This window comes from Streptosporangium sp. NPDC006013, assembly GCF_040614275.1.
In the GTDB taxonomy this organism is placed as follows: Bacteria; Actinomycetota; Actinomycetes; order Streptosporangiales; family Streptosporangiaceae; genus Streptosporangium.
The window spans coordinates 11,688-31,297 of record NZ_JBEXUE010000063.1; the positions used below are offsets into that span (position 1 = coordinate 11,688).

General features: G+C 67.0%; 21 protein-coding genes. 9 read left to right on the forward strand and 12 right to left on the reverse strand.

Translation table 11 applies throughout. The features are described from left to right. Positions 1-57 precede the first annotated feature (57 nt). Positions 58-1,272 carry a glutamate-cysteine ligase family protein gene (locus ABZ260_RS12810; RefSeq protein WP_355616242.1) on the reverse strand — a complete coding sequence of 405 codons (1,215 nt, stop codon included), beginning with the start codon at positions 1,270-1,272 and terminating at the stop codon, positions 58-60. 318 nt (positions 1,273-1,590) lie between these two features. On the opposite strand from ABZ260_RS12810, the gene ABZ260_RS12815 reads away from it, so the two are divergent. After that, entirely contained in the window at positions 1,591-2,343 is a 753-nt protein-coding gene (locus ABZ260_RS12815; RefSeq protein ID WP_355616244.1) for an alpha/beta fold hydrolase, read from the forward strand. A 471-nt stretch (positions 2,344-2,814) separates the two neighbouring features. On the opposite strand, the gene ABZ260_RS12820 is transcribed toward ABZ260_RS12815, so the two are convergent. The 3 genes from ABZ260_RS12820 to ABZ260_RS12830 all read right to left on the reverse strand — a co-directional run bounded on the left by ABZ260_RS12820 (position 2,815) and on the right by ABZ260_RS12830 (position 6,509). Then, positions 2,815-5,832, reverse strand: a complete 3,018-nt coding sequence (locus ABZ260_RS12820; protein ID WP_355616246.1) for a DUF6493 family protein — start codon at positions 5,830-5,832, stop codon at positions 2,815-2,817. A gap of 174 nt (positions 5,833-6,006) precedes the next feature. Further along, entirely contained in the window at positions 6,007-6,324 is a 318-nt protein-coding gene (locus ABZ260_RS12825) for a hypothetical protein (RefSeq protein WP_355616248.1), read from the reverse strand. Between the two features lie 50 nt (positions 6,325-6,374). Continuing rightward, complete coding sequence (locus ABZ260_RS12830; RefSeq protein ID WP_355616250.1) at positions 6,375-6,509, reverse strand: hypothetical protein; 135 nt, start codon at positions 6,507-6,509, stop codon at positions 6,375-6,377. A gap of 115 nt (positions 6,510-6,624) precedes the next feature. Between ABZ260_RS12830 and ABZ260_RS12835 the strand changes: the two genes are divergently transcribed. Beyond that, positions 6,625-7,008 (forward strand): DUF427 domain-containing protein, encoded by a 384-nt coding sequence (locus ABZ260_RS12835; RefSeq protein ID WP_355616252.1) that lies wholly within the window; start codon positions 6,625-6,627, stop codon positions 7,006-7,008. 117 nt (positions 7,009-7,125) lie between these two features. Here the strand turns inward: ABZ260_RS12835 and ABZ260_RS12840 are convergent, their stop codons facing one another. After that, positions 7,126-7,578 carry an NUDIX domain-containing protein gene (locus tag ABZ260_RS12840; protein ID WP_355616254.1) on the reverse strand — a complete coding sequence of 151 codons (453 nt, stop codon included), beginning with the start codon at positions 7,576-7,578 and terminating at the stop codon, positions 7,126-7,128. A 61-nt stretch (positions 7,579-7,639) separates the two neighbouring features. Here ABZ260_RS12840 and ABZ260_RS12845 point away from each other — a divergent pair, with 61 nt between their 5' ends. After that, a complete protein-coding gene (locus ABZ260_RS12845; RefSeq protein WP_355616256.1) occupies positions 7,640-7,894 on the forward strand; it encodes a hypothetical protein in 255 nt (84 codons plus the stop codon). Between the two features lie 29 nt (positions 7,895-7,923). Here ABZ260_RS12845 and ABZ260_RS12850 read toward each other — a convergent pair whose 3' ends face one another. Continuing rightward, positions 7,924-8,862 (reverse strand): MerR family transcriptional regulator, encoded by a 939-nt coding sequence (locus ABZ260_RS12850; protein WP_355616258.1) that lies wholly within the window; start codon positions 8,860-8,862, stop codon positions 7,924-7,926. A gap of 434 nt (positions 8,863-9,296) precedes the next feature. On the opposite strand from ABZ260_RS12850, the gene ABZ260_RS12855 reads away from it, so the two are divergent. Together ABZ260_RS12855 and katG are read left to right on the forward strand one after the other, a co-directional pair. Next, entirely contained in the window at positions 9,297-9,734 is a 438-nt protein-coding gene (locus ABZ260_RS12855) for a Fur family transcriptional regulator (protein ID WP_355616260.1), read from the forward strand. Between the two features lie 33 nt (positions 9,735-9,767). Beyond that, the gene (gene katG, locus ABZ260_RS12860; protein ID WP_355616262.1) at positions 9,768-11,999 is read left to right on the forward strand and encodes a catalase/peroxidase HPI; all 2,232 of its coding nucleotides are present in this window, start codon (positions 9,768-9,770) and stop codon (positions 11,997-11,999) included. Between the two features lie 142 nt (positions 12,000-12,141). Here katG and ABZ260_RS12865 read toward each other — a convergent pair whose 3' ends face one another. Further along, entirely contained in the window at positions 12,142-13,494 is a 1,353-nt protein-coding gene (locus ABZ260_RS12865) for a glycosyl hydrolase family 28-related protein (protein ID WP_355616264.1), read from the reverse strand. 297 nt (positions 13,495-13,791) lie between these two features. Between ABZ260_RS12865 and ABZ260_RS12870 the strand changes: the two genes are divergently transcribed. Next, positions 13,792-14,319, forward strand: a complete 528-nt coding sequence (locus ABZ260_RS12870) for a GNAT family N-acetyltransferase (protein WP_355616266.1) — start codon at positions 13,792-13,794, stop codon at positions 14,317-14,319. Between the two features lie 181 nt (positions 14,320-14,500). After that, positions 14,501-15,937, forward strand: a complete 1,437-nt coding sequence (locus tag ABZ260_RS12875; RefSeq protein WP_355616268.1) for an ATP-binding protein — start codon at positions 14,501-14,503, stop codon at positions 15,935-15,937. 259 nt (positions 15,938-16,196) lie between these two features. Here ABZ260_RS12875 and ABZ260_RS12880 read toward each other — a convergent pair whose 3' ends face one another. From ABZ260_RS12880 to ABZ260_RS12890, 3 genes are read right to left on the reverse strand one after another with little or no spacing between them, the layout of a single operon-like run. Next, positions 16,197-16,403: a DUF397 domain-containing protein gene (locus ABZ260_RS12880; RefSeq protein WP_355616270.1), complete on the reverse strand. Its 207-nt coding sequence runs from the start codon at positions 16,401-16,403 to the stop codon at positions 16,197-16,199. 44 nt (positions 16,404-16,447) lie between these two features. Further along, positions 16,448-16,654: a DUF397 domain-containing protein gene (locus tag ABZ260_RS12885; protein WP_355616272.1), complete on the reverse strand. Its 207-nt coding sequence runs from the start codon at positions 16,652-16,654 to the stop codon at positions 16,448-16,450. Then, on the reverse strand, positions 16,645-17,472 hold the full coding sequence (locus ABZ260_RS12890; protein WP_355616274.1) for a helix-turn-helix transcriptional regulator: 828 nt from the start codon (positions 17,470-17,472) through the stop codon (positions 16,645-16,647). Before ABZ260_RS12890 ends, ABZ260_RS12885 begins: the two co-directional genes overlap by 10 nt. A 290-nt stretch (positions 17,473-17,762) precedes the next feature. Between ABZ260_RS12890 and ABZ260_RS12895 the strand changes: the two genes are divergently transcribed. Next, entirely contained in the window at positions 17,763-18,053 is a 291-nt protein-coding gene (locus tag ABZ260_RS12895; RefSeq protein ID WP_355616276.1) for a hypothetical protein, read from the forward strand. A gap of 230 nt (positions 18,054-18,283) precedes the next feature. After that, positions 18,284-18,727 carry an ATP-binding protein gene (locus tag ABZ260_RS12900; RefSeq protein ID WP_355616278.1) on the forward strand — a complete coding sequence of 148 codons (444 nt, stop codon included), beginning with the start codon at positions 18,284-18,286 and terminating at the stop codon, positions 18,725-18,727. A gap of 31 nt (positions 18,728-18,758) precedes the next feature. On the opposite strand, the gene ABZ260_RS12905 is transcribed toward ABZ260_RS12900, so the two are convergent. Beyond that, on the reverse strand, positions 18,759-19,181 hold the full coding sequence (locus ABZ260_RS12905) for a type II toxin-antitoxin system VapC family toxin (protein WP_355616280.1): 423 nt from the start codon (positions 19,179-19,181) through the stop codon (positions 18,759-18,761). Then, positions 19,181-19,432, reverse strand: coding sequence for a type II toxin-antitoxin system Phd/YefM family antitoxin (locus ABZ260_RS12910; RefSeq protein WP_355616282.1), 252 nt, complete (start codon positions 19,430-19,432; stop codon positions 19,181-19,183). The genes ABZ260_RS12905 and ABZ260_RS12910 overlap by 1 nt, the downstream gene beginning before the upstream one ends. Between the last annotated feature and the right edge of the window lie 178 nt (positions 19,433-19,610).

Here is a 19,610-nt window from a genome sequence, read left to right on the forward strand (position 1 = left end):
CGGGTCCACCCACCGCCACCTGACCGGATCCCGGCCGGCTCCGAGGCGACGAGGACGTCACGCCGCCTCCTCGACGACCAGATCGTCAGCGGGACACCGGGAGCGGAAGGTGTAGGCGTCCGCGAACCCGAGGACGAGCCGGTGAGCCCAATCGGGTACCTCAAGCCTGTCGAGTGCTTCGATGGCCGCCGCCATGCACCTCTTGGCCGCCTCCGCGAAGTGATGCTCACTCATCGCCTTACGGGCGGCATTCACCCAGTCCTCCCGGCCTGCCGGTCTGGGCAATGACTCGACGACCCGCATGGCCTCGGCCGAGGCATACGGATCATCGAGAAGCGCGCCCACAGTGACGACCGGAACCACCCAGTTGTCATCGCTCTGAGCATCGATCATTCTCAACTCCAGGTATCCGCGTGGGCGCACCGGAGGAACAACCGATTGAAGGTGACAACGGAGATCGTCCAAAAAGACCTCGCGCGGTCCGGCACCACGCAGCCACCGCCTCATGGTCAGGCCGGTAACCGGACGCTGCAGCGCACGTGAGCCAGCCTGGGAAACTCCAACCACTTGCGCGTCCAACACATATCGCACCCATGCCTCTCTTGGGTCACCGGAAAGAGGCAGCGGATCAGTGCGGGTCGGGTCGCTCTGAAATCGGAGGAGCTGCCGACCCGACTGCGCCATACTGCCGACCGACATGGGGGAATTCGCGAACATCGCCATGAAGATCGGACCGAGGGTGTTGACCAACCACCATCTACGCCGCCAACCGCGCCATCCCGGAGAGGCGTCACCGGCGTCAATGTTGACCTGGACCGACGCGGCATTGCACATCAGGATTCTGCCGCTCGGGCCGAACTGATCGTAGTTGTGTTCGAGCGCCACATAGCGCGGCAAGTCGACGACTCGAACAGCCGGTCGATCGTCCAGCCCCTTGCCCATCAGGCTCAGATCGTGGCGAGCGGCCCGGCCTCGGATGAGTGCGAGGTCACCCGCGGCGACTTCGAGGCACTCTGCCAGCGTGTCTGCCGGTGCGGTGCTCAGTTCGAGCTGGCCGCCAGGCTCGAACGAGATCGTCCCCCCCATCGGCAGATGCCCGCCGGCCAGGCCGAGACACGAGCTGATATCCGCGATTCCAAGGCGCTGCTCAGGGAGTTTAGTGCGGACCACAAACCATTCAAGTTCGACACCGATGCGTCCTATTCGATCCCGAGAGAAGGCATTGTCGTAGATCCATTTCGTTGCGGTGCGTTCCGTGAGCACCCTGTTCACGCACTACTCCCTCCCGGCACCTTCAACGACAACACCAGGACTTCTCCAAGTACAGGATAAATGGAGCACATCCGTGTAACCTATTAAGACAGCAGGTGTTCTCGCTGTCCAGACCGATCTAGCAAATACGGTGACCGAGAAGCTCAATTGTCATACGACGCCTGATCCAAGCACCTCCGGTCAAGGGATGTGACGAGCACCCGCATAGACCCAGCTGCCGACCCTGAGGCCTGAACCATGACAACCGCCAAGAATCTCCCAGAGTGTCAGCCCGTCCCAAACCTGACATATGAGGAAAGAGTAAGTAACTCGCCTACGGTGACCGTTTTTCTCCACGGACTCGGCCTGGACTCCAACGACTACAGCGACTATCTCGCGGAACAAAAGGACGAGCACGGTCTCGCCATCACGCTCCCCGGATTCAGTCGAACCGAAAAAAATTCGGCCCCGCCCATACCGCTGTCAACGCATGTCGAGGTGGTGTCGGACTTCATCACCGAAGTAGCGGAAAAAAACCCACAAAAAGATCTTGTACTCGTAGGGTTCTCGCTGGGCGCCGACATGATTTTACTGCTGGCGGAGCACTGGAAGAATTGCGGCTCACGGGCTCCTCGACTGGCCGGCGCACTCCTCCTCGACCCCAACGTGAACCAGTCGACGATGAGCATCTCGAAGCTGTTCGCCAGATCGGATCCCGCGAATCCGCTCCCCGCTTTCAAGGAACTCATCAACCTCGCCCAGGACCGCGACCTCTTCCAGGCGCTCTGCGTCTACCTGGCCAAGATTGCCAGGAAGGACTTCTTTCAACTGTGGCAGCTGTCACGAGACATGATCGAATACTGGAAGCCGGACGGTTACTCCCAGATCGGTGAGCGGCTGGCGACCGTCGCTGAGATATTCCAGAACGTGCGGGTAGTGCTGTCGGCGGCATACGAGACACATCTTCCCGCGGTGCAGGAATCCGCCCTCCGCCACAACGCGCCGACCGTCTCGTTCCGCCTCACCAAGCTGGATCACTTCGACCTGATCAGCAGCCAGGTGCTCTCCAGTGAACTACAACTGATCCGCTGAATCGCGGATGCCCGGTTCGGTGCCGCGTTCATCCCCCCACACCGCCTCAGACCTCATGCCCTCAGGAGTCATCAGGACGGATGGTCGCGGCGCCCCGTCCGGACACCGGCGGTCGGGCTACGACGCCGTCACCCTCGCCGCCGACATGGCCGCACTGATGACCGAGCTGGATCACCGGCGGTTCGCGGTCGCCGGCTACGACCTGGGGATGATAGTCGGCTACGCTCTCGCCGCCGACCACCCAGAGCACGTCACCCGTCTGGGCGAGGCGATCCTGCCCGGCATCTCGCCGTCACCGCCGCTGCTGCTGGACCGGCACCTGAACGAGTTCATGTGGCACTTCCCGTTCAACCGGCTCGCGGAGATCAACGAACGCATGGTCTCCGGCCGGGAGGAGATCTACTTCGGCCACCGGTTCGCCGGCAGGGCGGCCTCGACCCGCCACCGCACTTGTAGGACGCCGTCCGGCTGTCACGGCGCGGAGAGCAGGTCGCGCAGGCCGCGGCACTCGCGGATGACCCGGGTGGAGCCCTTGCGCCCGGCGACCGCCGTGACCTCGGGGATCTCGCCGGTCGCCTTCGCCTGCCGGGCCACCCGGCGGGCGAAGGCGAGGAAATCGACCAGTTCCTTGGGGGGCCGCCCGCCCGAAACGGCCAGCAGGCCGGGCAGGGCGGCGGCGATCATGGCCCACGCCTCGCGGTGGGTGCCCACGCAGACGGCGTCCTCCATGATCGTCCGAAACGTGGAGATCGAGAGCCAGGACCGGCGTATCCGCTCCCCGAACTCCGTGCCCAGCTGGGCGGCGGGCAGGTCCCCGGTGGCCAGGAGGTACTGCACGGCCCGGCGCCGGTACACCGACATGCTCAGGGCGAGCCGTTCCACCAGCAGCAGGGCGGTCGCCTGCCCGACCGGTCCCTGCGCGCACGCGAGGTCGGTGAGCCGCGGCCCGTCGACGAGGCCACCGGTCCAGTCGCTGCGAAACCGGAGCGGGACCATGTGCGCGGCGATCACCTCGCGGTGGGACGGCATGACGCCCGGCCACCAGCCGATCAGCTTGCCGTGATGGCCACGCCCCTCCTCCAGGAACCGGGGCGGCGAGACCAGGAGTTCGGCGATCAGCGACGCCGCGGCACGGACCGTCCGCTCACCGGCCGGTGCACCCAGGGTGATGTCGCCCGGGGTGATGTCGCCCGGCGTGATGGAGGCCACCGCCAGGGTCTGCCACGGTTGGAGAACCCACTGCGGCTCGCGCTCGTCGAGCCAGTGTCCGGCCGGATCCTCCGTGAGCTTCCAGTCCGGCTTCGTACCGGGAGAGCAGAACCGGCGGACGGTCACCACCGGATCGGGCAGCCCGTTCCCCGCCAGCCGGCGGGCGGCCTCGCGCCCGGCCGCCGAGGTCAGCGCGGCGGCCCGCGTCACCGCGGCGGGGTCGGCGGTCCTGGGCAGCCTGAGCAGCGCCTGCGCCAGATCGGCCGGGAGCGGCTCCATCCCCGCCGCCTCCAGCTCCTCGATCCGGGCGACCAGCTCCACGGGGTCGAGGTGGCCGGTGGAGAGGGTGGGCGTGGCCAGCAGCAGCGGCGGCAGGACACCCTCCTTGAGCGCGACGAGGATCTCCGCGTGACGACGCAGCACGAGCCACTCCGGCGCGCAGACCTCATCCCGGCCGGGAAGCCTCGTCCACGGCGACTCCGGTCGCGGGTCGGCAGGGCGGATCCCGCACCCGGGTCTGGTCTCCTCCGGGGAGGTGAGGCCATCCGGAAGGGGTTCCGCGCCGGGATCGACGAACTCCGCCACGATCGCGGCCCCCCAGCACTCGGGACTCGTCCAGCTGCCTTGCGTCGGCTGCCTCGCGGGGTGTGCCGCCAGCGCGTCCCGGAGCCCACCGGGATCTTCGGTGGCCAGGCGGACGAACCCGCCGAGAAACCCCTCGGCCTCGGCCCAGTCCTTCTTCCCGCACAGGGCGACCACCTGCTGGGGCGTCCGCGGCACCGGGAACGCCGTGGCGGGCGGCGGCGCGGGGAGCGTGCCGGGGACGAAGGGCTCCTCCGGCTCGGGCTCGGGCTCCTCCTGGAGATCTCCGCCGAAGACCCCGACCAGCCTGTTGGCCAGGCCTGCGGGAAGCTGCCCAGCCCCGTCCCGTACGGCCTCGGCACCGAGCGGGCCGAAGGCCGCCGCGTGCCCGACCAGCAGGCGCACGGCCCGCTCCTGGACGGCGGGCGCCTCGTGGCCGAGCGCCGCCGCCAGGGCCGACGACAGCTCGTCGGCCCGTTCCGGCTCCCGCTGGAGGAACCGGTCCAGCCAGGCCAGCCCGGACCTCACCAGCCCGCTCTCCGCGCGGAACAGCAGGCCGGACAGGGCCTCGCTCACGTCGCCGGGGTCGAGATCGCTCGCATCGTCCTGCGGGAGGGAGTCCAGGTGGCGCAGGTGCCTGAGCGACAGTTCGGCCACCGGCCCCGGCGCCGCCGGCAGCAGCCGCAGGTAGTCACCGGCGCGGGAGGCCACCTCGGCGGGAGACGGTTCGAGCAGTTCGTGCAGGCGGGCGAAGAACCGCAGATCGGTCGCGCCGCCCCCGCGCAGGAACCGGCCCACGCAGCCCGCCAGCAACGCCTCCCGGCTTACCCTTCCCTCGGCGGCCAGGGTGCGCAGCGCACCCAGCCACGACTCGGCGGCGAGCGGGTCGGCCCGCTCCTCGCGCAGCGCACGACCCACCCCCTGCGCCTGGAAGAGCCTGGGCAGCAGCACGTCGAGCAGCGGGTCCTCGCGCAGCCGCTCCGCGGTCGGCGGCGTGTCGGCCCAGCCGACCACGAGCGGGTCGTGGTCGGGCGGTGTGGCACCGGTGTGGCGCAGCAGCGCCAGGGCGAGCGGCAGGTTCCGGTCTCCGAGGTCGCCTTCCCACCGCCTGGGCCGGACGCGGATCCGCAGCGCGAGCCGTACGGCGAGATCGGCCTGCCACTCGGCGGGACGCGCGGCGACCACCTGGAGCACCGGTTCGACGAGATCGGCGGATTCCCCGACGCGTTCGAAACCGCGCCGGGTAAGCCAGGAGGCCGCGGCCGCGCAGGGGAGCGTGCCCGCTCCCGCGACGCGCATCGGGTCGACCCAGGCGTCGTACTCGGACCTGTCCGGGTATCCCGCGCCGTACTCCGGGGTGGCCGGCCAGGGATCCTCCCAGGTGCCCTCCATGTCGCCGCCCCAGCCGTCGGTCATCGCCCATTGGCGGTGGATCTCCGCATCGGACATCCCGCGCTCACGGGCGAACCGCTTGTACGCCTCCCCCCGGGCCCTCCGGGCCCGGTCTCGCTCGTTCCAGCGGTCGGACCGTCGCTTCTCCACCGCCGCCCTCATCTCCTGCCGGGCCACCGGGAGGTGGCCGGGCAGCTCCCGTGCCACCTCCGCGCGCCCGGCGTCGTCAAGGGCGGCGACCCTGGCCGCGACCTTGAAAGCATCGCCGGTGCCGATGAGGTCGCGGACTTCTTCCCACACGGTCATGACGGCATCTCCCGAGAACCGGTCCGGATCGCCCGGACGCAAGCGTGCGGCGCCTTCGCCATGAGGGACATTAGGCAGCGGCCCGGACAAGAACGGGCCGTTGGAGCGCCAGCGGGCAGAAGATCAATCGCTGGGCGGACACCGTCTCCCCCTGAAGGCGGACGCGCGCCGGGCCTACGGTTCGAACAGCACCAGAGGATGCCGCCAGGCCAGCTCCAGCACCACGCGGCACACCTCTCCGGCGCGTGGAAAGACCGCGTCCATCAGCACGAACTCCTCCCCCACGATCAGCGGTGCGGACCACGGTGAGACCGCGTAGTTCTCGGCGGTCAGGTCAGGGAAGAGCGAGGTCAGCTCCTCGTAGAAGGCCGCCGTCTCCGGGCGCGGCTCACCGGGGACGGCGTCGCTCCGGCTCCAGACGAGATACCTGCGAAGCGCCTCCTGCGCGGTGATCGGTTCGGCCCCGAGCCAGACTCCAAGTTCAACACTCACGCCACGTCCTCGCACTCGCCCCGGTTGTCCGGCTGTCCGGCTGTCGGATCCTATGCGCCCGGCGGATGCTCGGCGGGGTCGAACGGGTTGACGACGGACAGCCCCGTGCCGTCGAAGTCCCTGACGTTCCGGCTGACCAGGATCCAGCCGTTCCCCCTGGCCGTCGCGGCGATCAGCCCGTCCATCGTCGGAAGCGTGCGTATGGCGTTCAGCCGTCCCCACTCCTCGTCGACCTCCGAGGTGACGGGAGCGCGGTCCGAGGCTCCGGCGGACTACCTTTGGAAGAAAGGAGTTCGCGCCATGACCGAAAAGCCCATCCTGCAGCCCGGCCCCGATCACCCGATCACGATCGAGGCGAATCCGGCCCGGATCGTCGTCTCGGTGGGCGGCCGGGTGGTCGCCGACTCGCGGCGGGCGTTGACCCTGCGTGAGGCGGCGTATCCGCCGGTTCAGTACATCCCGATCACCGACGTCGACCGCTCGCTGCTGGAGCGGACCGGCACCGCCACCTACTGCCCGTACAAGGGCGACGCGAGCTACTACACCGTTACGACGGACGGGAAGCGGTCGGTGGACGCGGTGTGGTTCTACGAGTCGCCGCACCCGGCCGTCGCCGAGATCAAGGACCATGTCGCCTTCTATCCCGATCGGGTCGACTCCATCGTCGAAGAGACGACCAGCTGAGCCCCGGGGACACCCGTCCCGCCGAGGGCACGACCGGCCGGCCACGAGCTTCCGGATTCCGTCGTGGTCGGCGTCGTCGACTGAGGTGACCACCCGGCGCCAGGCACGGCATGGAGGCTAGAGATGCTCGCGGTGGATGAGAAGACGGTGCGACTCCTGCATCTCTTCTGGCAGTTCGTCCGGCGCGAACCATCTCGCCTCCAGAATCTCGAAATCGTCGATTTCGAGCGTGCCACCGATGAACTCGGCCTCGTACGCCACCTCCAGGCGCAGCTTGTAGCCGCTCTTCAGCCGAACGAGCTCTCCGACGTGGACCTTCAGCCCGGTCTCCTCCCGCACCTCGCGGCAGACCGTGTCCTCGAAGGTCTCCGAGCTGTTCGCACAGCCGGTCGGCAGCCCCCACTGCCTGCCCTCCGGCCAGAAGCGATGCTTCAGCAGGAGCACGTTGCCGTCCGCGTCCCGCACGACCCCGGTCACGCCGACCGTGAACTTGGCGTGCCGGAGCCAGAGGATGCGCCACTGGAGCGAGCCGTTGACGAGCCTCCAGAGCCGGACGATCAGCTTCTTCACGGTGAGTCCATCCACGGGTCGGCGCCTGCCTGAAGATCGGACGCTACCGGGGAATGGCAGCATGGCACGACACGCCGACACACTCGGTGCGGAGTGGACGACCTACGCCCAGCCCGTGCTCGATATCGAGGAGGTCGACCCCGGCGCGCCACGCTCTCATCCGATGCTGGACGTCGTGCGGCTCAGCGCCGAGGTGGATCGTTCACTTCGGCTCGGCAACCACGCCCGGCTCAGCGAGCTCGCCCGCCTGTCCGGCGGCGAGGTCGACATCATCTCGGCGCACGGCCCGTGGGAGTTCCAGAGGTCCGCCCGCTGAGCGGCCACGGCCGGGTCGAGGAGGGACCGCTACCCCGGTATCCGGGCACGCAAGGCCTGGATGAACCAGTCGAACACCCGCGCCAGGCTTTCCGGGGCCGGCCAGCCGTTGATCACTGCGAGCAGCCGAAGGTACAGCTCCCTGCGAGGGTCGTTCGCGGTTTCCAGCCGGGTCAGCAGCCGGCGCCGAAGGTCGACGTCGTCCACGCAGCCGAAGACATCCGCGTACTGAGCCGTGACCGCCGCGACGACCGGATCGGCCTGAGGCGAGGCCGGGTCGATGCCGGCCACCAGGGCTGGGCCGACCTGGTCACGGACCATTGCGGCAGAGTCGCGGCGCAGGACCGTGGTGTCGCCCTGGACACGCTCGGCCGCATGATGCTCGGCCATGCGCCGCACGCTGGCGCGAAAATCCGGGTCCTGGGACAGTTCGGCCAACTCCACCCATGCCTCGACCTGCTCGGCCTCGGGATTGTCGGGCAGCTCGGGGGTCATCGAGCGCATGATCCCCACGAATCCGGCGTTGGCGTCCAGGCCGCCGAAGGCGGTGTCGAGGAAATCGCCGATCAGACGTCGGCGTTCGTCCTCAGAAAGCTTGGCCAGCTGGTGCATGAGATCCATCTCCTCGGGAGTGGACCCGCGCTTGGCCACCGCCGTCAGCACCGCGCGCCGCAGGCGTAGCACTCGGATCTGCGCCGCCAGTGCTTCGGCGTGCGCTGCGGCGACCTCGGGAAGCGAGATCTCCCGGTGCACGACCTTCCGGATCGTGGGAAGGTTCAGTCCCAGGTCGCGCAGCGTCCGCACGAGGTCCAGGCGTGCGACGGCGTCGATGCCGTAGAGGCGGTGGCCGGCCGGGTTACGGTCGGTCGGCGGCACGATCCCGCGGTCGGAGTAGAACCGAATGGCCTTGACCGTCAGCCCGGTCCGCCGGGCCAGATCACCGATCGAGTAGAGCGTGTCGCCGTTCATGCCCTCACCCTCGCGCCTCCCCCTACGGGAGGCGCAAGCCGGCGGCGAACCATCTCTCATCCACGAGTCCTGAAATTCCTCGTCTGTGGGGCAATGAGCTGTTCAACCAGAATCGCGCGGGTGATCGCGTCGCCGCCACGACGCTCGTTCGGCGCCGGACAGGACGGGACCGGGCACGGGATGGAAGCCGGTGCCGCGTCAGGCGGCGTTCGCCCTGTTGGCGACCTTGCGTAACCGGGTGCCGGTAGCGTGATCGATTCCGCGTACGCGTACTCGTTCCGCCGCCGAGACGGCCCGACCGTGCTGCGCCCCCAAGATCACCATCAGGGCGACATGTCACACCATAACGGGGCGAACATCGCTCGACACGGCGCTAGACTTGTATTATTCGTTGTCTTGGACAGTTCGTGTTTATGAAGTTAAGGTTTGACGCCATGACCGCACCCAGGACTCCAACCACCGCCGAGGAGCTACGCGGGGCAGGCCTGCGAGTGACGGCCGCCCGCGTCGCACTGCTCGAGACCGTCCGGGACGGTAACCACCTCGGCGTCGAGGCGATCGCCTCCGGGGTGCGCGATCGCGTGGGCCACATCTCCCTGCAAGCCGTGTACGAGGCCCTCCACGCGCTCACCGCGGCGGGGCTCGTACGCCGTATCGAACCAGGCGACAGCCCGGCCCGGTTCGAGGGACGCGTCGGGGACAACCACCATCACGTGGTGTGCCGGTCATGCGGTGCCGTCGCCGACGTCGACTGCGCGGTCGGCGAGGCGCCCTGCCTGACCGGGTCCGACCACCACGGCTTCTCGATCGACGAGGCCGAGGTCATCTACTGGGGCCTGTGCCCCGAATGTTCCACCACCCGCGGTTCCTGAGCACCGTGATCCGCATAGTTCGGAAGGATTCCCATGTCTGAGAACCATGATGCAATCGTCGTAGACGCGAAGACGGAGGGCGGAGGTGGCTGCCCGGTCGCGCACGAGCGCGCCCCGCACCCGACCCAGGGCGGCGGAAACCACCAGTGGTGGCCGGAGCGGCTCAACCTGAAGATCCTCGCCAAGAACCCCGCCGTCTCCAACCCGCTCGGCGAGGAGTTCGACTACGCCGAGGCGTTCAAGAGCCTCGACCTCGCGGCCGTCAAACAGGACATCGCGGAGGTGCTGACGACCTCGCAGGACTGGTGGCCGGCCGACTACGGCAACTACGGCCCGTTCATGATCCGGATGGCCTGGCACAGCGCGGGCACCTACCGGATCAGCGACGGCCGCGGCGGCGCCGGGGCCGGCCAGCAGCGCTTCGCGCCGCTCAACAGCTGGCCGGACAACGTGAACCTCGACAAGGCCCGCCGTCTGCTGTGGCCGGTCAAGAAGAAGTACGGCCAGAAGCTCTCGTGGGCCGACCTCATGATCCTGGCCGGCAACGTCGCCCTGGAGACGATGGGTTTCAAGACCTTCGGCTTCGCCGGCGGCCGTGCGGACGTCTGGGAGTCCGACGAGGACGTCTACTGGGGTCCCGAGTCCACCTGGCTCGACGACCAGCGCTACACCGGCGACCGGGAGCTGGAGAACCCCCTCGGCGCGGTCCAGATGGGCCTGATCTACGTCAACCCGGAGGGCCCGAACGGCAACCCGGACCCGCTGGCCTCGGCCCGCGACATCCGTGAGACGTTCCGCCGGATGGCGATGAACGACGAGGAGACGGTCGCCCTGATCGCGGGCGGTCACACCTTCGGCAAGACCCACGGCGCGGGCCCGGCGGACCACGTCGGCGTCGACCCCGAGGCCGCCCCCATCGAGCAGCAGGGTCTCGGCTGGAAGAGCACCTACGGCACCGGCAAGGGCGCGGACACGATCGGTAGCGGTCTGGAGGTCACCTGGACCTCGACACCGACGAAGTGGTCCAACAACTTCTTCTGGAACCTGTTCGGCTACGACTGGGAGCTGACCAAGAGCCCGGCCGGCGCGCACCAGTGGCGGCCGAAGCACGGCGCCGGTCAGGACTCGGTGCCCGACGCCCACGACCCGTCGAAGCGTCACGCGCCGTCCATGCTGACCAGCGACCTCGCGCTCCGGTTCGACCCGATCTACGGCCCGATCTCGCGGCGTTTCTACGAGAACCCCGACGAGTTCGCGGACGCCTTCGCCCGCGCGTGGTTCAAGCTGACCCACCGCGACATGGGCCCGGTCGCGCGCTACCTCGGTCCGGAGGTCCCGACCGAGACGCTGCTGTGGCAGGACCCCCTCCCCGCGGTGACGCACGAGCTCGTCGACGCCGCGGACATCGCCTCCCTCAAGGACCGGATCCTCGCCTCGGGCCTGTCGGTGTCCGAGCTGGTGTCCGCCGCGTGGGCGTCGGCCTCGTCCTTCCGCGGCAGCGACAAGCGCGGCGGCGCCAACGGCGCGCGCATCCGCCTTGAGCCGCAGAACGGGTGGGAGGTCAACGACCCCGACCGGCTCGCGACGGTGCTGAGCACCCTGGAGGGGATCGCCGAGGCGTTCAACGCCGCCCAGACCGGTGGCAAGCAGATCTCACTCGCCGACCTGATCGTGCTCGCCGGCGGTGCGGCCGTCGAGCGGGCCGCCAAGGAGGCCGGTGTCGACGTCGAGGTCCCGTTCAGGCCGGGCCGGGTGGACGCGTCGCAGGAGCAGACCGACGTGGAGTCGTTCGCCGCGCTTGAGCCGACCGTTGACGGGTTCCGCAACTACCTCGGGAAGGGCAACCGGCTGCCGGCCGAGTTCCTGCTGGTCGACCGGGCGAACCTGCTGACCCTGAGCGCCCCCGAGATGACGGCCCTCGTCGGTGGCCTCCGCGTCCTGGACGCGAACCACCAGCAGTCGCCGCTCGGTGTCCTCACCGCGACCCCCGGGGTGCTGACCAACGACTTCTTCGTCAACCTGCTCGACATGGGCACGGCGTGGAAGGCGACGGCCGAGGACGCGAACACCTTCGAGGGTCGCGACGCCGCCACGGGCGAGGTCAAGTGGACCGGCAGCCGCGCCGACCTCGTCTTCGGGTCGAACTCCGAGCTGCGCGCGCTCGCGGAGGTCTACGCGAGTGACGACGCGAAGGAGAAGTTCGTGAACGACTTCGTCGCGGCGTGGGACAAGGTGATGAACCTGGACCGGTTCGACCTCGTCTGATCAGGTGACGTCCAGGTCGGCCCACGCGGGCCGACCTGGACGTCCTCGGCTACGTCAAGAGGACCATGTTCGGGAGAGCGATGATGTTCCCGAACATGGTCCTCGCCGCAAACGGGACGGGACGTAGCAGGATGCGGGTGGGTCAGCCGGCGACGTCGGCGGTGGCCCAGGAGTCGCGGAAGGCGTAACGGGCCGGGGCGCTCGCGTAGCGGAGGAAGGCCGAGCTGGAGGTGGTGCCCACGGCGGTGGTCGTGTGGTAGAAACGGCAACCTTCGTAGATCATCTTTCCGTTCGTCAGGGCGGAGCCCGCGGCGTCCACCAGGTGGTAGCCGGCCAGCGTGCAGTCCTGGTAACGGGCGATCGGCAGCCGGTTGGAGGTGGCGGCGTACCGGTGCAGGTTGTAGTTGGCGGCCGTTGAGACCTGGAGGGCGGCCATGTCGGAGCATGAGGTGAAGACGACCGAGCCGTTGTTCCAGTTACAGTCGATGATCTTGTGGTTGGCACTCTTGGGCTCGAAGCGCACGCCGCTGACGCTCAGCCGGGTCGCGCCGATCTCCCCGTTGGCGAGCGGCATGTAGAAGTACCGGGCGTTGTTGGAGCCGACCATCGACCAGGAGCCGCCGATCACGTTGATGGAACCGCCCCGGTCAAAGCGGAAGAAGTCGCCGCCTGCGAGCGCGAAGTTGCAGGACAGCATGAAGTAGTTGAGGAACTGGTTCTGCTGGTTGCGGCTGGACGGGCTGGAGATTCCGCAGTGCAGGAAGGCGTCGGTGTAGACGGAGGCAGTGTCCGTCGAGCACAGGATGAAGTGGTGCTCGCTGTTGTTGTTGGCCTCGTGGTCGCCGTCGATGCCGATGACCCGGTCCCAGGCACCCTTCCATTCGATGTTCTGGTAGACGAAGTACTGGTTCTGCCCGTTGCCGTACTCGGGATACTGAGAGTTGGCGTCGATGGTGTCGACCGACCAGTAGTACGCGAAGCGGTTGTTGGGGTTGGTGGACTGGAAGGCCATGTCCTGGAAGTAGGCGTACCGCAACCGGACCGCGGCCGTGATCAGGTTGTTCTCGCGAGGGTCGCTGTTGGCGGTGAAGTCGGTGGCGAAGTTGATGGTGGTCACCCGTGGGCCGGCGCCGCGGAAGCGCAGACCGAAGATCTGGTCGGCTTTTCCACCGGTGGGTGACCACATCAGGGTGTCCTTCTTGGTCACCTTGTACGTGCCCGGCGGGAAGAAGATCTCCTTCTTCACCACGCCATTGGTCCGGCCGGCGATCGCTGCGGTGACCGCGGCCTTGATGGCGTCGGAGTCGTCAGTGGTGCCATCGCCCTTGGCACCGTAGTCCTTGACATCCACGATGAACACGGACGGATCGGTGTTGGCCGCGGCCGGTTCGGCGGCCCACAGCGACATCGCACCCACGCCGGTGGCGGCCAAGCCTCCCACCAGCGCGCGGCGGCTGAACCTGCCGCCGTGCTCGTCTCTTTCGTTTTCGGACATGCTGACACCGCTCCTTGACTGAGGGGTTCATGATCGCGACCAAAGCTAGACCCCACCTATTCGATCGGCAACCCCCAATATGCATTTACGGGTAAACCGATTCCAGGTGCCACATTGAGCGGATTTAGAACAATCAGCCATATAAGCTGACAAATATCTGTAAACGGGCGCTATGTTCGTAGGTCTTGAGGGACAGAGACGCCGTGTCGTCGCCCGGGTCTCGGGACGCCAGGGCGGCGACACTTCCCCGGACAAAACCGGTCGACTCTCCGAGCTTGGTCGCCTTAGCGTGGCGGCATGTCCGAACTGCGTACCGATCGCCTCCTGCTCCGCCACTGGCGGGACTCCGACCTGGATCCCTGGGCGGCGATGAACGCCGATCCCGAGGTCCGGGAACACTTCCCGGACCTGCTGACACGTGAGCAGAGTGCCGCTTCGATCGCGCGCTTCCAGGCCGGACTCGACCGGCGGGGCTATGGATGGTGGGCGGTGGAGGTCCTGGCGACCGGCGAGTTCATCGGCTTCACCGGCCTGGATCCGGCGGACGAGGGCATGCCGTTCACCGGGGTGGAGATCGGCTGGCGGCTGACCCGCTCGGCGTGGGGCCACGGCTACGCCACCGAGGCCGCCCTGGCCTGCCTGGACTTCGGTTTCAAGACCCTGGAACTACCGGAGGTCGTCGCCATCACGGCCACCACCAACCTGCGTTCCCAGGCGGTGATGCGCCGGATCGGCATGACCCGCGACCCCGTCGCCGACTTCGACCACCCGAACGTGCCCGACGGGCCGCTACGTCGGCATGTGCTGTACCGGATCGGCCGGTGAACAGTTCGTACGGCTCCTCGCTCCTCGGCACCTCGTACTGAAGATCAAAGATGGACGCTCCCCGAAAGCCATCTATCACTGCAGGTCAACGGCGTCGCTCTCGCCTCATCTTCCATGCCCAGGCGGTGGCATCAATGTAGACTTCATCTAAGTAAGATTGATTATTACTAAGGTAGGATCGATGAAGTTCACCGGCAGGGCCTTCGATCTCGATCAACTCGATGCGCAGTTACGGCTCGTGGCAGAGGGCAAGGGAGGGACACACGGCCGGGCAGTGATCATCACTGGCCGCAGGCGAGTGGGTAAGTCCCGCCTGGTGCAGGAGTTCTGTGATCGTTCCGGTCTGCCGTACGTCGTCTTCCAGGCGACGAGAGGCCGTAGTCCGGTTGCGGAACGTAATGACTTCGCCGAGACCATCGCCTGCTCCGGACTCGCAGGCGCCGAGTTCCTCCAGGGCGCCGCGCCGCAGGACTGGAACCACACCCTCCGGTCGCTGGCGCTGGCCGCGGGTGATGAGACCCCGTGCATCGTGGTTCTTGACGAGGTTCCGTGGCTGATCGAGCAGGATGGGGAGTTCGAAGGTGCCCTGCAGACGGCCTGGGACAGGTATCTCTCAGCCCGGCCGATCCTGTTGATCCTGGTCGGAAGCGACCTGTCGGTGATGGAATCCCTGCAGGAGTACGGTCGCCCCTTCTTCGGCCGGGCCGCTCACATGACGCTGAGGCCTCTTGCTCTTCAGGACGTCGCCGACATGACCGGGTTGCCCGCCGCCGACGCCGTGGACGCACTGCTCATCACCGGAGGCTTCCCCGAGGTGGTCCGTTCATGGGAGCGCGGCATGTCCAGGATCGATTTCCTGCGCGACAGTCTTGCCAACCCGCTTTCACCTCTTCTCGCCGCCGGCGAGTTGTCCCTGCTCGGAGAATTTCCGTCGGCGACCTACGCCCGGACCGTGCTGGAGGCCGTTGGAACCGGAGAACGCACCTTCAGCACGATCGCCGCCAATGTGGGAGGAGCGACACCGTTGCCGTCCGGCACCCTGGCACCGATCCTCACGAATCTGATCGCCAAGCGCGTGGTGGCGACCGACCTCCCGCTCTCCGACCGGCCCGACACCAAGAACAAGCGGTACCGGGTGGCCGACCACTATCTCCGGTTCTGGCTGGCGTTCCTGCAGCGGGCCATCGCCGACAGCGAAAGAGGTCGACCGGACCTGGCATTGCGACGGATCGAACGTTCCTGGACAACCTGGCGAGGTCGCGCGGTGGAGCCACTCGTACGTGACTGCCTGGCCAGAATGCTTCCGGACGACGCCTGGCCGGACACCGAGGCCGTGGGCGGGTGGTGGAATCGACAGAACAATCCCGAGATCGATCTCGTGGGCGCGGACCGGGAACCCGTCGCGAGCAGGGTCCACTTCATCGGATCGATCAAATGGCTCGACGCCCGGCCGTTCGACCGCCACGACTATGACGCGCTGGTCCAGGGTTCCGCAGCCGTTCCCGGTGTGACCACGGAGACGCCGAAAGTGGCGGTGTCGAGGTCGGGATACGAACCGGGACTTCCACTGGCCGCGGCCTGGACACCGGAAGATCTGCTGGCGGCGTGGCAGCGCTAAGCCCGTTTCTCACACGTGCCGCATCGCTGTATATCCGATCCAGTGCAGCGGGTAATCACCCCGTTCGATCAGGGTCACGTGCGGAACACAGGGCTAGGACAACCGGAGATCCTCACCGTCATCGACCCCGGCTCACCCAGGCACCGATACTGGACACACAAAACCCCCGACCGGTTGACCGATCGGGGGCCCGAAATAACGAAAGGGACGAAGTGCTATCTCCATTAAGGGATAACCGAAAATAGGTAAATCCCGGCAATCAGCTCAGGTGGCCGAAGTCTCCCACCTTGATGCCGCTGACGAAGGACCGCCACCCGGCAGGGGTGAAGAGCAGCTTGGCGCCGTCAGGGTCCTTGCTGTCACGAACCGCGACAGCACCGGGCAGGTTGGCAGCGACCTCGACACACTGAGCACCGTTGTCTCCGGAGAGCGACGACTTCCGCCACACGGCGGAGCTCAGATCCATTCCTGTCTCCTTCCCATGGACGATCTCCGAACTTCCCGAGGAGGTCAGATCAGGCGCTCGAACTTGCCGGATTTGATACCACCGACGAAAGACCGCCACTGGGCAGGGGTAAAGAGCAGCTTGGCGCCATCGGGGTCCTTGCTGTCACGGACCGCGACAGCATCAGGCAGGTTGGCGGCGACTTCGACGCATTGCCCGCCATTCGGGCCGGAACGCGATGACTTCCGCCACACGGCATTACTCAAGTCCATCCCTGCCTCGCTTCCTCGATCATTTTGAGGGACATATGTTCAGGATAGGCAGATCGGCGTATCGCTTCATACTGGTTTCTGACAGAAACCACGAATTCGTACTCGGTCGTAACCTGCCCCTGAACTGAAGAATCCGCGTGGATGGTATCTGGCTGCCCGTTCGGTAGTTCGGCGATCATGAAAGCACCCGACATGCCCGCCATGCACTGCGGATCGACGACTTGTACGGAAATAGCCGGTCGCTGAACTATCTCCATCAGATGATCTAACTGCTCGCGCATCACTTCAGGGCCTCCAACCCTGCGGCGCAGCACTCCCTCATCGATAAGAGCTGTGAACAGGGGAGGATCCTCTTTGTCGAGAACTTTCCTCCGTTGCATGCGTGCCTGTACCCGCTCCTCCAACTCGCCAGGAGCCATTCGGGCGCTATAGCTGAGCACGTGCCGAGCGTAGGACTCGGTCTGGAGGAGACCTGGGACGAGTAGCGGATCCCACGAGCGCATCACGAGGGCGAACGGTTCGACTTCCTGGGCCCAACTCATGAACCAGATCGGGCCGCCATGGCGGGCGACGATGTGTTGGCGCAGGTCCACGAAGTACGTGCTGCCACTGGGGCCAAAGAGCAGGTCGAGTCGCTCAGCGTCGGACTTCGATGGGGTGCGACTGCCACCCTCCAGCCGACTCACCTGGGTCTGCGTGCACCCCAGGCGTGCGGCCACAGCGGTCTGGGAGAGCTGCGCGGCCTCGCGCAGGCGGCGCATCTCGGCGGCGAAGCGCGCACGGGGGGATCCAGGATCCAGGGGGACCTCATCGCTCATCGCATTCCTCCTTAAATAGAGAAAAACGGATTTTTGCCATATTGGCGATGTCGGACCAGGGTATTGATAAACCTGCCCCCGTCATCCCCAGTCATCCTCCGAGGTGCCAATCCGGCCATGGATTCGCCTGTCACATGGGCAATCTAAGCACACGCCCTCTCGATTCGACAGGACGGAAAAGAAAGCATTCAATCGCCTTTAAACCAGAGACGAGACGAGTGATGAATGATCAGAACGGTGACCTTTCGCGCCTTGGCCGTGCTCGCCGAGGGCATCCGGAGGACCGGAGCGTGACGGCGGTCGAGCGGCGTGCGCGATTCGTTCATCTGACCCGGCTCAGCTGGGATCTGCACGGCCTCGGGGTGTGCACCTCGCTGGTCCTTCCGGTGGCCGGGCAGCCGATTCTGGAGATCCGGTCGGCGACGGGCACGGCACTGGTCAGGATCACGGTCGTCCGGCGCTACTGCGGCTGGGCGTTCGTCTGGCGGCCCTGGTGGGCGCGGCTCTGGCAGCGCGGGGAATGGGTCTGGGCGGAGGCCGACAACGCGGCCGACATGATCATGTCAGCGGTGACCACATGAGATCCGAGCGGGAGGCAACAGAGAAAGAGGACGGCTGCCTCGGACACCCTGGCAACGGAGCCTCGAAAACGCCGGGGAAAGAGGAAGACCGCCCCGAACGCCACGGTGACAGAGTTCCGAAAAAGCCAGGGGAAGAAGGCAGCCGCCCCGGACACCACGGCAACGGAGCTCCGAAAACGCCGGGGGAAGAAGGCAGCCACCTCGGACATCGCGGTGACGGGACTTCGACGATGCTCGGGGAAGAAGACAAACTTCCCGCGATGCCGTGGGCGGGTGGGCCGTACAGCGCGTGGCGGCAGGTCTTTCCCGGCCAGGTGGCCTCCGTGCCGGAGGTGCGGGCCTGGGCACGGGACCTGCTGGCCGGACGCGTCGCGGCCCCGCTGCTCGACGACGTGCTGCTCCTGCTGAGCGAGCTGGCCGCCAACGCGGTGGCCCACTCCGACTCCGGGCGTACCACGGACGGGCGCCTGACCGTCTACCTGGCCCGTACCACCACGATGGTCCACGTGGAGGTCACCGACGACGGCTCCGTCACGAGCGCACCCGCCGTACGCGTACCGGAGACCGACGACGACGGCGGGCGGGGGCTGTGGCTGGTCGACCTGCTCGCCGCCGAGTGGGGCTTCCACCACGACGGAGCGGGCAGGTCGGTCTGGTTCCAGGTGGCGGGGTAGTCTCCGCCATCGGCGTCCAGGCCGGCAGGACTCAGATCAGCACGTCGAACGGGTTGACGACGGACACTCCCGTGCCGGCGAAGTCCTTGATGTTCCGGCTGACCAGGGTCCAGCCGTTCACCCGGGCCGTCGCGGCGATCAGGCCGTCCGTCGTGGGGAGCGGGCGGATGGCGTTCAGGCGTCCCCACTCCTCGGCGGCCTCCACGGTGACGGGGACGATGCGATCATCGAACTGCCGCTGGAGGCCGTGCAGCCAGCGTTCCAGCACCGTTGCCTGGTCGGGGTCCCGGCGTCTGCGGAGCTCGACTTCGCAGCGGATCTCCCCGACCGTCAGGCTGCTGATGTAGAGGGTGGGTCCGTGCGCCGCGGCGATCCAGTCCTTGACCTGAGGGCTGCCGTTCCGCTTGCGTGCTTCGGAGACCACGTTCGTGTCGAGCAGGTAGCCGATGCCCATCAGTCGAAATCGACTTCCCGGGGAAGGTCCTGGTTCCGCGGGAACTCCACGTCGTCGTCCCAGTCAGGGTCGGCGAGCAGGAACCGCCCGAAGTCCGGAGCGTCGCCTTTGAGTCGGCGGTATTCGGCGATGTCGATGACGACGGCCACCTCCTCTCCGTGCCGGGTGACCACCTGAGGACCCTCGCTCACCGCACGCCGAACGACCTCACTGAAGCGCTGTTTCGCCTCCTGGACCTGCCACCCACTCATGGACATCACCCTGTCTAGTCTGTCTAGACTTAGAGTAACTCCAGTTCAGAGTGTGTACGGCAGTTGCCTTCCCGATTCCTTTCATGTCAGGTCGCCGTTGATCTGGCCGATTCCGCGGCGATGTGGCCAAGTAGGTGGCCAGTTCGGGGAGATGTGGCCAGGATGATGATCGGGTGAG